Genomic DNA, 13,681 nt, shown 5'->3' with positions numbered 1-13,681 from the left:
GGGTCGGGTCGGTTAGGCGGCTGCCTTCATCCGGCGCCCCGGGGGCCCTCCCCTCCCCCCTCCACCCCCACGCCCTCCCCCCCACACCCCAGCCCCGCGCGCCCCCATACCCCGCCTGCCACCCCGCATCCTCGCGGGTCCGGGCGAGGCGGTGGCAGGGTGGCTGCGCCGCCGCAGGTCGACGTCAAGCCCGCAGCGGACCCCGCTCGTGCGGTCCTGCCCCGCTCACACCCCCATCTCGGCCGCTATTCGGCCGCTCTTCACCGCCGTCACCAGGTCCGCGTGATCCGCCTCCGTGCGATCCGCATACGCCACCGCGAACGCCGCGATCGCCTCGTCCAGCTCCCCCCTCTTACCGCAGTACCCGGCCACGAGCCGCGGGTCCGCGCTGTGCGCATGCGCCCGCGCCAGCAGGGCGCCGGTCATCCGTGCGTAGTCATCCATCTGGTCTCCGGTCAGCTGCGCCGGATCCACACTGCCCTTGCGGTTCCTGAACTGCCGGACCTGGAACGGCAGCCCCTCCCGGGCCTCGCTCCCCGCCAGTCCCTGCACCGTCGTCCAGCCCAACAACACGTCGCTGACGACCTGCATCTGCCGCTGGCCGAGCACCACCCGGCGGCCCTCGTGCACCACCGACGGCACCGCGAAACCGGCCTTCTCCACGAACGGCGCCAGCACCGAACCACGTGCCTCCTTCACCTGGAGGACCAGCGGCTCGCCCCGGTGATCAAGCAGCAGCACGACATACGACCGCGTCCCGACACTGCCCGTCCCGACCACCCGGAAGGCCACATCGTGCACGGCGTACCTGGCCAGCAGCGGCAGCCGGTCCTCAGGCAACGTCTCCAGATAGCCGGCGAGCGAGGAGGCCACCGCCGCCGCTTCCGCATCCGGTATTCGCCGCAGCACCGGCGGCGCGTCCACGAACCGGCGCCCTCCGTCGAGCCCCTGCTCGGTGGCCTTGGCCGCAAACCGTGCGCTGGTGTTCTTACGGGCCTTGGCGGAGACCCGCTCCAGCGTCCCCAGCAGATCCCGGGCGTCGGTGTGCGAAACCAGTTCCTCGTCCGCGATCGCATTCCACGCCTCGGTCACCGGCAGCTTCGCCAACAACCGCATCGTGCGCCGATACGCACCGGCCGCATCCAGCGCCGCGTTCCGGCATTCGTCCTCGCCGACTCCCGCCTCCCGTCCCGCCAGCACCAGCGACACCGCGAGCCGCTTCACGTCCCACTCCCACGGCCCGTACAAGGTCTCGTCGAAGTCGTTGAGGTCGATGACGAGGCCGCCGCGCGCGTCCGCGTAGAGGCCGAAGTTGGCGGCGTGGGCGTCCCCGCAGATCTGTGCGCCTATGCCGGTGACGGGTGTGGCCATGAGGTCGTATGCCATCAGCCCCGCGGAGCCACGGAGGAAAGCAAAGGGACTGGCGGCCATCCGTCCCACCCGTATCGGCGTCAGCTCCGGCAGCCGGCCGGTGTTGGACTCCTCGACGGCCGCTACCGCGTCAGGCCGCCCGGCCGCGATCGACAGCGCAGCCTGTTCGGCGCGGGGCAGCCGCTCCCGCAACGCCCGGCCCGCGGCCTTGGGCGACGCCCCCCGCGCATCAGCCTTCGCGAAACCCGGTACGTACGGCACACGCGACATCGCGCGCCACCTCCCCCTCCACGACCTGCTCCTGTCCGGCCTGACCGACCGGTTCTTTCTCGTTCGGCCATGACCGTACCCACACCTCCCGCGGTCCGGCAGGCCCTGTGGATAACTCTCAGTAAGGGAAGGCCGGATGAGAACGGACCCGACGGATGCGGCTGTGGCGTCGGTGCGGAGGAAGCACGAACAGGGACGGTCGAGGGCGGTCCAGGACGACCGAGGACGACGGAAGGGGTGAAGTCGCAGGTCGGACGGTCAGACGAGTGCGCCAGCCCATGACCGGTCGGTGGACAAGTACACCCGGGCAGTTGTGGACAAGCGCGTCGGAGAGGAGTCGCCGGCGGGTGAGGAGCACGGAGCGGATGTGAGGACGCGCCGACGGCACGGAACCTGACACCGCCTCATACCGACAGCGCACGCAAGGACAAGGGGCAGAGAGAGGGCCAGAGAGAGGGCCAGCCTCCCCTCCCCCGGGCCACAAACCCGCACCCGCACCCGCATGCAAGCCCTGCCCCAACTCCCTAAACCCCCACCGCCTCCTCCATCTCCTCCTCCATCTTTTCCACCCCTCGCTCCGGCACCGTCGCCGCCACCGCGGCCGCCGCCACCGCCGCCGCATTGGCGGCCGCCATCGCCTCGGTCGTGCGCCGCTTCCGTTCCGCCAGGCCCGCCACGCCGACCGTCAGCGCACCGAAGACCAGCCATACGGCCAGCGTCCAGATGTGCCCGGCCAGGCCGTAACCGTCGAAGTAGACATGGCTACGGGTGCCCTCGACGAAGCCCGCGCCGTTCCAGAACGAGTGCAGAGCAGCAAAGAAGCCGTTCTGCATCTCGGGACGGAAAATCCCGCCGGAGGACGTGAAGTTGAGCATCACGAACAGCGCCATCACCCCGAGCGTGGTCCAACGCTTGAGGAACGTGTGCAGACCGGTGCCGATCAGCAGAATGCCCGCGGAGTACAGCCAGGCCATACCCCACACCCCCCACAGTCCGTGATCGACGAGGTGGAAGACGGGCCCCGCGAACGCCGCCCCGATGGCACTGACCACGAACGACGTACCGACGGCCAGCGCTGCCCGCAGCCGCAGCGGCAGTACGGCCCCGGCACCGCCGATCACCGCGACCGAAGCGTACGAGCCGATGCTGATCGCGACCAGCAGAAAGAAGATGCCCTGCCCCGTCGGGTCGTCGTCAGCGGTCGGCGCCACGTCCGTGACCTTGAGCGGAAAGCCGTGCTGCGCCGCGATCGGGGTGAAGATCTTCTGCACCACGGACGCGCTGGTGTCGGAACCCGCAGTCGCCACCAGCAACTCGGGCCCCGACGCCCGCACATCACCGGCCCGGCCACCCGACTTGCCACCAGGTACACCGCTGGACGCGCCGCCGCCCGCCGCGCCCCCGGCATCCCCCGTCGCCTTGATCACATACGCACCGAAGATGTCCTGATGCTTGAGCTGGTCGACCGCGGCGGACCGGTCGCCGACCGTCCGTACCTCCAGATCGCCGCCCGCCTTGTCATTGATCGACTGCGCCAGCAGCTGCACACTCTGGCCCGACCCGACGATCGCGACGGGCAGATGATGCGGCGCAGGATCGGCGAACGCGCCCAGGTACGCCAGACCCATGCCGATGCACATCAGCAGCGGGGTGATCAGGTGCGTCAGGACGTGCCGCAGCCCGGCGGAATGGCCGGAGCGATGGGCACCGTGCCGCTCCGTACGGGCCGTACTGGCCGTACTGGCCGTACTGGCCGTACTGGCCGTACGAAGATCGGCGCTGCCAGGATCGCCGCGGCGGTGGTCGGGACGGGGGACCGGGCTCATGATGCAGGCCTTCTCAGCTGGTCGGTTGGGGTGATCGGCTCGTTGGTTCGTCGGCTCGTTGGTCAGTCGGGGCGGCTACGCAAACGGCGCGCATCGCTCCGCCGCACATCGCAGAACGCGCTCCAACGAGGGGGCGGCATCGCGCCTCAGAGAACCGGTCGCCGTACGCAACCCACACGAGTTGCTAAATACAACCATCGATTCACGTTGTACTATACAACTACTTCAGGAAAGGCAACCCCGTGCCCCATCGCGACACCTCCATCGAGACGATCCAGCAGGAGATGACCGCATTCGCCAGACGGGCCCGCGCGAGCGCCGCGCGGATGCACCCCGAGCTGTCGCTGGTCTCCTACACCCTGCTCGCACACCTCGACGACCAGCACGGATGCCGCGCCACGGACCTTGCCGCGCATTACCTCCTGGACAAATCCACGGTCAGCCGACAGATCGCCGCCCTGGAGAAGCTCGGCTTCGTCGAGCGCCGCGTGGATCCGGACGATCAACGCGTCCAGGTACTGCACCCGACGAAGAAAGGCGCCGAAGTACTCGCCAACGTCACCGCGAGCCGCCGCCAGGCATTTCACGAGCGACTGGCCGACTGGGACGGGGGCGACCTCGACCGCTTCGCCATGTACCTACAGCGCTACAACGCCGCCCAGGACCGCCTCGACTGAACAACGAAACCGGGGCGCACGGAGTACCGGAGCACACCGGAACACCCGAGAGCGCAGAACACCGGGGAGAGGGAAGCGGAAGACCGAGGAGAGGAAAACGCCACCAGCCAACCACCCACCAACCCACCGCGGACCAACCGCCGGCCCACCGGCAAACGCCCGCCCCCGCGCCAGCCCACCCGCACCCCACCCGCTACTTCCGAAACCGCTCCGGACACTGCCCGCCATCAGCGAGATACGTCTCCGCCCACCGGGACAGCTCCTTGAGCGCGGGCTCGATCCCCCGTCCGGCCTCCGTCAGCCGGTAGGACACGCGCAGCGGCGGGCCCTCGTCGACCTCGCGAACGACCAGGCCGGCGGCTGCCAGTTCCATGAGGCGGTCGGAGAGCATGCGCTCGCTGATCCCGGGGATCGCGCGCCGTAGATCGGCGAAATGGACCGGCCCGGGCATCAGGGTGGCGACGATCAGCCCCGTCCACCGCTTCCCGAACAGCTCGAAGACGCGCGTCATGCCGACGTCGACCTGTCTGCACATCGTCTCGCCGTGGTCCGCCATGCACCCAGGGTACCTTCCTCTTGTTGGCTGCTGCAGAAAAGTAAGCTCCTGTGCTATGAATAGTGACGTACGGAATTCAACGACCGTCACCGTGCCGGGCTTCATCCGGCCACGACCCGAAGGACCGATCCCCATGGCCACCCTTCTGCACATCGACACCTCCGTCTTCCCCGAGGGCGGCTCCGCCTCCCGCGCGGTCACCGCCGCCTTCCGCAAGACCTGGGAGGAGCAGCATCCCGATGGCACGGTCATCTACCGCGATCTGGGCACCGACCCGCTGCCGCACCTCGACGGCGTCGCCGCCTCCGCGGCCTTCTCCGACCCCGCGACGCACTCCCCCGAGCAGCAGACCGCCTTCGCGCTGCGCACCGGCCTCGCCGAGGAGCTGGAGCGCGCCGACGCGATCCTGATAGGCGCGCCGATGTACAACTTCACGATCCCCTCCACCCTGAAGGCATGGCTGGACCAGGTGATCATCATGGGCCGTACGTCGGGCGCCGAACCGTCCGCCAAGGGCACCCCGGTGACCGTCGTCGCCAGCCGCGGCGGTTCGTACGCGCCGGGCACGCCCCGTGAGGACTTCGAGTACGTGCAGAACTACCTGGAGGCCGTCCTGGGCGGTGGGCTCGGCCTGGAGGTCGACTTCATCGTGCCCGAGCTGACCATGGCTCCCGTGAACGAGGCGATGGCCGACCTGATCCCGAAGTACGAGGCCTCCCGCGACAAGGCCCTCGAGGACGCGTCGGCCAAGGCGAAGGCCCTCGTCGACCGCTTCACCGCCTGACGCCGCACCGGCCGCACCGGCCGCCCCGGCCGCCCCGGCCGCCCCGGGGTGAGGGCAAAGGCATCAGGCATGGCGCCTCCCGCCCTCACCCCACCCCCAGCACTTCCACACACAACGCATCCCACCACCCCTCAAACAGCAACCCGTCACCCCTCTCCGTCCCCCTCACCCCGGCGCTCTCCCCACCCCCACGGTCACCAGCGCCCCCACCGCAAGCACGCCGCCCAGCCCCATCACGCCGACGACGCCCCAGCCGTCCGCGGCCCGGCCGCCGGTCAGCGCGCCCAGGGCGATGGCCCCGTTGAACACCGCGACGAACAGCGCGGAAGCCGCCTCCCGGGCCTTCGGCGCCGCCGCCATCAGCCAGGTCTGCGTGCTGACCGAAACACCCCCGTAGGCCAGCCCCCATACGGCGACCACGAGCGCCGCCCCCGGCACCCCCGCGCCCCGCCCCACCAGCGGCAGCAACAACACCGCTCCCGCCAGCACCCCGCAGATCACCAGCAAGGTGACCCCTGGAGTCCCGGATAGGCGCCCGCCTGGTGGACCGCACCAGCCGCCGGGTGAGCCTGACCCCGCTGGGCGAGGAGTTCCGCAGGTCGCTGCGCCCCGCCTACGATTCCCTGCGCGCCACCGTCGAGTCCGCCCGTACGGCCGCCCGCGGCATCGAGGGCCGGCTGACGATCGGCTTCCAGGGCACCGCGGACGGCCCGATCATGCGAGCCATCGACGTCTTCCAAGCCCGTCATCCGGGCTGCCACACCGAAATCGTCGAGATCCCGCTGTGCGACCCCTTCGGCGCGCTGCGCAGCGGCGCGGTCGATGTGGCCGTCACGCTGCTGCCCGTGGCCGAGCCCGATCTCGTGCTCGGCCCGGTCTTCGCCGCCCAGCGGCAGACCCTGGCCCTGTCCGTACGCCACCCCCTGGCCGCCCGCTCCGGCCTCACCGCCGAGGACCTCGCCGCCCTCCCCCTCATCGCCCCGGCACCCGCCTACTGGCGCGAGGCCCACGCCCCAACCATCACCCCCGAGGGCCGTCCGATACCCGCCGGGCCCAGCGTCAGCACCCTCCAGGAGGGCCTCACCCTCGCCGCGGCCGGCCGCGGCGGCATGCTGCTGTGCCGCCCCACCGCCGACTATCACGGCCGCCGCGACATCACCTTTCTCCCCGTCACCGGCCTCCCGGACTCCGTCCTGGGCCTGGTCCACCACCCGTCCCGCGGCACCGCGCGCATCCGCGCCTTCCGCACGACTGTGACGGAAACCACGAACACCGGCGACCCCGCGAATGCCGATGACCCCACGAATACCGAAGCCGGCGCCTGTATGCCGTGAATGCGCCGGCCAATGCAGGAAGGAAACAGGAACACCCGGTCCGGGAACTACCAGGAAAAGCAAAAATGGCGGCAATACGGGATGCAATCCGCAGAACACAAGCCCGCGACCACCGCCCCGCGCCACACCACCCGGCCCCCAAACCGACCGACATCATCCACTCCGGCACCAAAGTGACAAACCCAACACCCCGGCCCCTCGCCGAACGCAAGAAACCCCCGGTCTCCGGATTTCTCCGGAGACCGGGGGTCTCATCTGTGCGCGAGGGGGGAGTTGAACCCCCACGCCCTTTCGGGCACTGGAACCTGAATCCAGCGCGTCTGCCTATTCCGCCACCCGCGCATGGGTGCTGCCGGTTGATTCTCTCACGAGATCCGGGGCCTTTCGGTCCGGGTCTTGCTGCGAGCGCCTGCCGACATCCAGAAGATTAGCACGGTGTTGAGGGTGCCTTCACATGCCTTTCCCCCGGTCGCCGCGCCGCGGCCGCCGCCGGGCCGGTGCGGGCTCTCACCCGGGCATTCGCCGTGGGCACCCACAAGGGGCCACACTCACCGTGTCGCGGAGCCGTGCTCGACTCCGCGGTGCCGTACGCCGTGTGCGCGGAGCCGTACGCCGCCCCGTGGCACCCGTACGCTGCCCGCCGTGACCGGAAGGGCGCACACCCCCGGCCGGTCCGAAGGCTGGACGGTTGCGGGACACTGTGTTGGGGGCACATCTACGATCGCAGTGCTTGAACACTGGGCATGGAGTCAGGCAAGGTCCGGGCAACCCTGTGAGGGGCGACACTCGTCTCCCAGGCGGGAAAGGGGAACCAGCCGATTTCCCGACGCGTGGATACGATCGGTAAGCAGTATCAGGACGACCCGATCAGGACGATCACGACGAAGACTGAGGAAGGAGGTGTCCCGTGGGAGTACTGAAGCGTTTCGAGCAACGTCTCGAAGGTCTCGTCAACGGCACCTTCGCCAAGGTGTTCAAGTCCGAGGTGCAGCCCGTCGAGATCGCCGGCGCGCTGCAGCGCGAGTGCGACAACAACGCCACCATCTGGAACCGCGACCGCACGGTCGTCCCCAATGACTTCATCGTGGAGCTGAGCGCTCCCGACTTCGAGCGGCTGAGCCCCTACAGCGGCCAGCTGGGCGATGAGCTGTCGGGCATGGTCCGCGACTATGCCAAGCAGCAGCGGTACACCTTCATGGGCGCGATCAAGGTCCATCTGGAGAAGGCCGACGATCTCGACACCGGCCTGTACCGCGTACGCAGCCGTACGCTCGCCGCCAGCTCCTCCCAGGAGCCCGCCGGACAGCGTGCCCCCTCGGCGCCGCCCCGTGGCCCCCAGCCCGGTGGCGGCCATGTGAGCGCGCCCCCCATGCCCGCGTCCCCGCCTTCCGGCGGCGCACCGCCCGTACCCCGTACGGCACCGCCCGGTGCAGGGCCGCAGCCCTATGCGCAGACCCGGCGCTGGATCGAGATCAACGGCACCCGTCACCAGATCTCGCGTCCGACGCTGGTGCTGGGCCGCAGCACCGACGCTGACGTGCGGATCGATGACCCGGGTGTGTCCCGGCGTCACTGTGAGATCCGGGTCGGAACGCCCCCCACGGTCCAGGATCTGGGTTCCACCAACGGCATCGTGGTGGACGGGCAGCACACCACTCACGCTAGTCTCCGCGACGGCTCGCGGATCGTCGTGGGCAGTACCACCATCGTTTACCGGCAAGCCGAAGGGTGAAGCGGGGGCAATGTCAGAGCTGACCCTCACGGTCATGCGGTTGGGTTTCCTCGCCGTACTGTGGCTGTTCGTCATCGTGGCCGTTCAGGTCATCCGCAGCGATCTGTTCGGCACCCGCGTCACACAGCGCGGGGCCGCCCGGCGCGGCGGGTCCGAAGCGCGTGCGCAGCGCCAGGCCGCGCCGCCCCAGCAGCAGCGCCGCCAGGACGGCGGGCGGGGCAACAACCGCCAGCGCCGCGGAGCGCCCACCAAGCTGGTGGTCTCCGAGGGCTCGCTGACCGGCACCACCGTCGCCCTCCAGGGCCAGACGATCTCGCTGGGCCGTGCCCACGACTCCACGATCGTGCTGGACGACGACTACGCCTCCAGCAGGCATGCCAGGATCTACCCGGACCGTGACGGCCAGTGGATCGTCGAGGATCTGGGTTCCACCAACGGCACGTATCTGGACCGGACCCGTCTGACGACCCCGACACCGATTCCCCTGGGAGCCCCGATCCGCATCGGCAAGACCGTCATCGAGCTGCGGAAGTAGTACGACAATGAGCGAGCGGAGCGAGCGAGCCGCGACGGTCCACTCGACGGACCCGGGTGTGCTCCCGACCGGAGGGTGGGCAGTGTGGCTCGAGGAGACCGGCTGTACCCCGAACCGACGGGTGAGGTGCGCATGAGTCTGTCACTGCGCTTCGCCGCCGGATCGCACAAGGGCATGATCCGCGAGGGCAATGAGGACTCCGGCTATGCCGGGCCGCGGCTGCTCGCCGTCGCGGACGGTATGGGCGGCCAGGCCGCCGGTGAGGTCGCCAGCTCCGAGGTGATCTCCAGCCTCGTCCAGCTCGACGACGACGTTCCGGGCTCGGACATCCTCACCTCGCTCGGCACCGCCGTGCAGCGGGCCAACGAGCAGCTGCGGGTCATGGTCGAGGAGGACGCCCAGCTCGAAGGCATGGGCACCACGCTCACCGCACTGCTGTGGACCGGTCAGCGGCTGGGCCTGGTGCACGTCGGCGACTCGCGGGCGTATCTGCTGCGCGACGGTGTGCTCACGCAGATCACCCAGGACCACACCTGGGTGCAGCGGCTGGTCGACGAGGGCCGGATCACCGAGGAAGAGGCCACCACCCATCCGCAGCGGTCGCTGCTGATGCGGGCGCTGGGCAGCGGTGATCACGTCGAGCCCGATCTGTCGATCCGCGAGGTGCGGGCCGGGGACCGGTATCTGATCTGCTCGGACGGGCTGTCCGGGGTCGTCAGCCATCAGACGCTGGAGGAGACCCTCGCCGGCTATCACGGGCCGCACGAGACGGTGCAGGAGCTGATCCAGCTCGCGCTGCGCGGCGGCGGGCCCGACAACATCACCTGCATCGTCGCCGACGTCCTGGACGTGGACGGCGCGGACACGATGGCCGGGCAGCTCAACGACACCCCGGTGATCGTCGGCGCCGTCGCCGAGAACCAGCACCAGCTCAGCGACCCCAGCACGCTCCAGACGCCGGCCGCCCGGGCCGCCGAGCTCGGCCGCCGCGACAGCGCCCAGGCCGCCCCCGGAGGCGCCTTCGGGCCGCCCGGCAGCGGTGGTCCGGACGTCGGGGGCCCGCCGCAGGGCTCCTTCGGCGCGTTCACCGACGAAGATTTCCTCAAGCCGCGGCGGCGCGGGAAGTGGCTCAAGCGGTCGCTGTTCATCGCGCTGGCGCTGGCCGTGGTCGGCGGCGGGCTCTACGGCGGTTACCGCTGGACGCAGACCCAGTACTTCGTCGGCGCCAACGGCAGTCACGTCGCGCTCTACCGCGGGATCAGCCAGGACCTGGCGTGGATCTCGCTGAACACCGTGGACGAGGACCACCCCGAGATCGAACTCAAGTACCTACCGCTGTACCAGCGCAACCAGGTCAAGGAGACGATCGCGGTCGACGACCGCACCCAGGCGAGCGAGAAGGTCACCGAGCTCGGCAAGCAGGCCAATGCCTGTCTGGCCAAGGAGCAGCGGGAGGCGGCCGCCGAGGAAGCGGCCCGTAACAAGGGCCGGAAACCGGGCGGCAAGACGGACGGCACCCCGAAGCCCGGGTCCACCGCGAAGCCCGGCTCCACCGCCAAGCCCGGCTCGGCCGACAAGGCCGCGAAGACGGGCAGCGCCGTACCCGGTGCGCTCTCCGCGTCCGCGACTCCCACACCCACCACCAGCCAAGCCCCCTCCGAGGAGCAGCAGGAACTGGAAAAGAAATGCAGCACCCAGCAGTGAGGGCGTAGGGGGCCGGACATCTCATGAGCAGTACCAACACCACCACCGTCGGCACCATCGGAGCCCCGAGCCGCCGCAACACCGAGCTGGCGATGCTTCTGTTCGCGGTGCTGATCCCGGTGTTCGCCTACGTCAACGTCGGTCTGGCGAAGGACGGTTCGGTGCCGGCCGGCGTGCTCGGGTATGCGCTGGGGCTGGGGCTGCTGGCCGGTGTCGCGCATCTGGTCGTCCGTAAGTGGGCGCCGTACGCCGACCCGCTGATGCTGCCCATCGCCACCCTGCTCAACGGCCTGGGCCTGGTCTTCATCTGGCGGCTCGACCAGGAGCCGGCGATCACCACCAAGCAGCTCGGCGGTGCGATGGCGCCGGGCCAGCTGATGTGGTCCACGCTCGGCGTGGGGCTCTTCCTGGCCGTTCTGGTGTTCCTCAAGGACCACCGCGTGTTGCAGCGCTACACCTATATCTCCATGGTCGTGGCGCTGGCGCTGCTGATCGCGCCGGTGTTCTTCCCGGCGCGCTTCGGTGCCCGCATCTGGATCACCATCCCGGGTATCGGCGGTCTTCAGCCCGGCGAGTTCGCCAAGATCATCATCGCGATCTTCTTCGCGGGCTATCTGATGGTGAAGCGGGATGCGCTGGCGCTGGCCAGCCGCCGTTTCATGGGCATGTATCTGCCGCGCGGGCGTGACCTCGGCCCGATCCTGGTGATCTGGGCGCTGAGCCTGATGATCCTGGTCTTCGAGACCGACCTGGGTACCTCGCTGCTGTTCTTCGGCCTGTTCGTCGTGATGCTGTACGTCGCGACCGAGCGCACCAGCTGGATCGTCTTCGGCCTGCTGCTCAGCGGGGGCGGCGCGGTCGCGGTGGCGACGTTCGAGTCGCACGTGCAGGTCCGGGTCCACAACTGGCTCAACCCCCTGGAGCTGGCCTCCAACGGCGGTGTCACCGAAACCGCGCAGTCGATGTACTCCTTCGGCTCCGGCGGCATCATGGGCTCCGGTCTCGGCCAGGGCTACTCGCGTCTGATCGGCGGTATCGCGCCCAAGAGCGACTACATTCTCGCCACCGTCGGCGAGGAGACCGGCCTGGCCGGCCTGATGGGCGTCCTACTGCTCTACGGCCTGCTGATCGAGCGGGGCATCCGTACGGCGCTGGCCGCCCGCGACCCGTTCGGCAAGCTGCTGGCGATCGGCCTGTCGGGCGCCTTCGCCCTCCAGGTCTTCGTCGTCGCCGGCGGTGTGACGGGCCTGATCCCGCTGACCGGTATGACCATGCCGTTCCTGGCCCAGGGTGGTTCGTCCGTGATCGCCAACTGGGCGCTGGTCGCGATCCTGCTGCGGATCAGCGACACCGCTCGTCGGCCCGCGCCGGCCCCCGCCCCGTCCACCGACGCCGAGATGACCCAGGTGGTCCGTCCGTGAACAAGCCACTGCGCCGGGTCGCGATCTTCTGCGGCCTGCTCGTCCTCGCTCTGCTGATCCGCGTCAACTGGGTGCAGTTCGTCCAGGGCGACCAGCTCAAGAACGACCCGCACAACCGCCGGGTCGCCATCGAGCGCTACAGCAAGCCGCGCGGCAACATCATCGTGGACGGCAAGGCCGTCACCGGCTCGACGATCACCGACAGCGGCGACTTCAAGTACAAGCGGACGTACAAGAACGGCAAGATGTGGGCGCCGGTCACCGGCTACGCCTCGCAGGCCTTCGACTCCAACCAGCTGGAGAAGCTGAACGACGGCATCCTCTCCGGCACCGACGACAAGCTCTTCTTCAGCCGTACGGTCGACATGTTCACCGGCGGCAAGCAGGCCGGCGGCAACGTCGTGACCACGCTGGATGCCAAGGCGCAGAAGGCCGCCTTCGAGGGGCTGGGCAACAAGAAGGGTGCGGTCGCCGCGATCAACCCGGAGACCGGCGCGATCCTGGCGCTGGCCAGCACCCCCTCGTACGACCCCTCGACGTTCGCGGGCAACAGCAACAAGGACGCCGAGGCGTTCAACGCGCTGCAGAAGAAGAACGACCCGGACGACCCGATGCTCAACCGGGCGCTGCGCCAGACCTACCCGCCCGGCTCCACCTTCAAGGTCGTCACCGCCTCGGCGGCCCTGGAGAACGGGCTGTACAACGACGTCGATGCCGACACCCGCTCGCCGCTGCCGTACACGCTGCCCGACACCTCGGGCATCGAGCTGAAGAACGAAGGCAACATCCCGTGTGAGAACGCCTCGCTGCGCAAGGCGCTGCGCTACTCCTGCAACACCGTCTTCGGCAAGATCAGCGCCGACCTCGGCAACAAGAAGATGAAGGCCGAGGCGGAGAAGTTCGGCTTCAACAACTCGAAGATCGATACTCCGGTCCGGGCCGCGGAGAGCATCTTCCCCACGGACAACCGGCCGCAGAACGCCATGGCGGGCATCGGCCAGGCCTCCAACCGCGCCACTCCGCTGCAGATGGCCATGATCGCCTCGGCGGTCGCCAACGGCGGCAAGCTGATGAAGCCGTACATGGTCGAGCAGCTGGAAGCCCCGAACCTCAACGTGGTCCAGCAGCACACCCCGCAGGTGATGAGCCACCCGCTGGCGCCGGAGAACGCGCAGAAGGTCCAGAGCATCATGGAGACCGTCGTCAAGGAGGGCACGGGAACCATGGCGCAGATCCCCGGCGTCATCGTCGGCGGCAAGACCGGTACGGCGCAGCACGGCGAGAACAACAAGGACAACCCGTACGCCTGGTTCATCTCGTACGCGAAGACCTCCAAGGGAACCCCCGTCGCGGTGGCCGTCGTCATTGAGGGATCCGACACACTCCGCAATGACATCGCAGGCGGCAAGCTCGCAGCTCCGATCGCCAAGAGCGTCATGGAGGCGGTCATCGAGAGCAACAAGTGATGCGG

The 13,681-nt window shown here is 69.3% G+C and carries 10 protein-coding genes, 1 tRNA gene and 2 pseudogenes; 8 read left to right on the top strand and 5 right to left on the bottom strand.

From position 1 onward, the window contains the following. Nucleotides 1-225 precede the first annotated feature (225 nt). Together SNA_RS02535 and SNA_RS02530 are read right to left on the bottom strand one after the other, a co-directional pair. The gene (locus tag SNA_RS02535; protein ID WP_030073769.1) at nucleotides 226-1,641 is read right to left on the bottom strand and encodes a DUF2252 domain-containing protein; all 1,416 of its coding nucleotides are present in this window, start codon (nucleotides 1,639-1,641) and stop codon (nucleotides 226-228) included. Between the two features lie 524 nt (nucleotides 1,642-2,165). Continuing rightward, a complete protein-coding gene (locus SNA_RS02530; RefSeq protein ID WP_241779516.1) occupies nucleotides 2,166-3,467 on the bottom strand; it encodes an ABC transporter permease in 1,302 nt (433 codons plus the stop codon). Nucleotides 3,468-3,709: 242 nt separating this feature from the next. Between SNA_RS02530 and SNA_RS02525 the strand changes: the two genes are divergently transcribed. Next, the gene (locus tag SNA_RS02525; RefSeq protein ID WP_030073773.1) at nucleotides 3,710-4,144 is read left to right on the top strand and encodes a MarR family winged helix-turn-helix transcriptional regulator; all 435 of its coding nucleotides are present in this window, start codon (nucleotides 3,710-3,712) and stop codon (nucleotides 4,142-4,144) included. Between the two features lie 193 nt (nucleotides 4,145-4,337). On the opposite strand, the gene SNA_RS02520 is transcribed toward SNA_RS02525, so the two are convergent. After that, a complete protein-coding gene (locus SNA_RS02520) occupies nucleotides 4,338-4,700 on the bottom strand; it encodes a winged helix-turn-helix transcriptional regulator (RefSeq protein ID WP_044362878.1) in 363 nt (120 codons plus the stop codon). A 133-nt stretch (nucleotides 4,701-4,833) separates the two neighbouring features. Between SNA_RS02520 and SNA_RS02515 the strand changes: the two genes are divergently transcribed. Next, nucleotides 4,834-5,484, top strand: coding sequence for an FMN-dependent NADH-azoreductase (locus tag SNA_RS02515; protein ID WP_030073775.1), 651 nt, complete (start codon nucleotides 4,834-4,836; stop codon nucleotides 5,482-5,484). Between the two features lie 165 nt (nucleotides 5,485-5,649). Here SNA_RS02515 and SNA_RS02510 read toward each other — a convergent pair. Then, a pseudogene (locus SNA_RS02510) lies at nucleotides 5,650-6,024 on the bottom strand (MFS transporter); the annotation flags it as partial. Between SNA_RS02510 and SNA_RS02505 the strand changes: the two are divergent. After that, a pseudogene (locus SNA_RS02505) lies at nucleotides 6,000-6,818 on the top strand (LysR family transcriptional regulator); the annotation flags it as partial. The pseudogenes SNA_RS02510 and SNA_RS02505 overlap by 25 nt on opposite strands. Nucleotides 6,819-7,076: 258 nt before the next feature. Here SNA_RS02505 and SNA_RS02500 read toward each other — a convergent pair. Then, nucleotides 7,077-7,160 (bottom strand) — tRNA-Leu (locus SNA_RS02500). 565 nt (nucleotides 7,161-7,725) lie between these two features. Between SNA_RS02500 and SNA_RS02495 the strand changes: the two genes are divergently transcribed. The 5 genes from SNA_RS02495 to SNA_RS02475 all read left to right on the top strand — a co-directional run bounded on the left by SNA_RS02495 (nucleotide 7,726) and on the right by SNA_RS02475 (nucleotide 13,676). Next, on the top strand, nucleotides 7,726-8,550 hold the full coding sequence (locus tag SNA_RS02495) for an FhaA domain-containing protein (RefSeq protein WP_030064411.1): 825 nt from the start codon (nucleotides 7,726-7,728) through the stop codon (nucleotides 8,548-8,550). 10 nt (nucleotides 8,551-8,560) lie between these two features. Further along, a complete protein-coding gene (locus SNA_RS02490) occupies nucleotides 8,561-9,085 on the top strand; it encodes an FHA domain-containing protein FhaB/FipA (protein ID WP_030064412.1) in 525 nt (174 codons plus the stop codon). Nucleotides 9,086-9,217: 132 nt separating this feature from the next. Next, complete coding sequence (locus tag SNA_RS02485) at nucleotides 9,218-10,789, top strand: PP2C family protein-serine/threonine phosphatase (protein WP_030064413.1); 1,572 nt, start codon at nucleotides 9,218-9,220, stop codon at nucleotides 10,787-10,789. Nucleotides 10,790-10,812: 23 nt separating this feature from the next. Then, on the top strand, nucleotides 10,813-12,210 hold the full coding sequence (locus SNA_RS02480; protein ID WP_030064414.1) for an FtsW/RodA/SpoVE family cell cycle protein: 1,398 nt from the start codon (nucleotides 10,813-10,815) through the stop codon (nucleotides 12,208-12,210). Then, nucleotides 12,207-13,676 (top strand): peptidoglycan D,D-transpeptidase FtsI family protein, encoded by a 1,470-nt coding sequence (locus SNA_RS02475; protein ID WP_044362874.1) that lies wholly within the window; start codon nucleotides 12,207-12,209, stop codon nucleotides 13,674-13,676. The genes SNA_RS02480 and SNA_RS02475 overlap by 4 nt, the downstream gene beginning before the upstream one ends. Nucleotides 13,677-13,681: the final 5 nt, after the last annotated feature.

The organism is Streptomyces natalensis ATCC 27448, assembly GCF_000935125.1.
GTDB lineage: Bacteria > Actinomycetota > Actinomycetes > Streptomycetales > Streptomycetaceae > Streptomyces > Streptomyces natalensis.
This window is presented reverse-complemented; position numbering and strand designations above follow the sequence as displayed.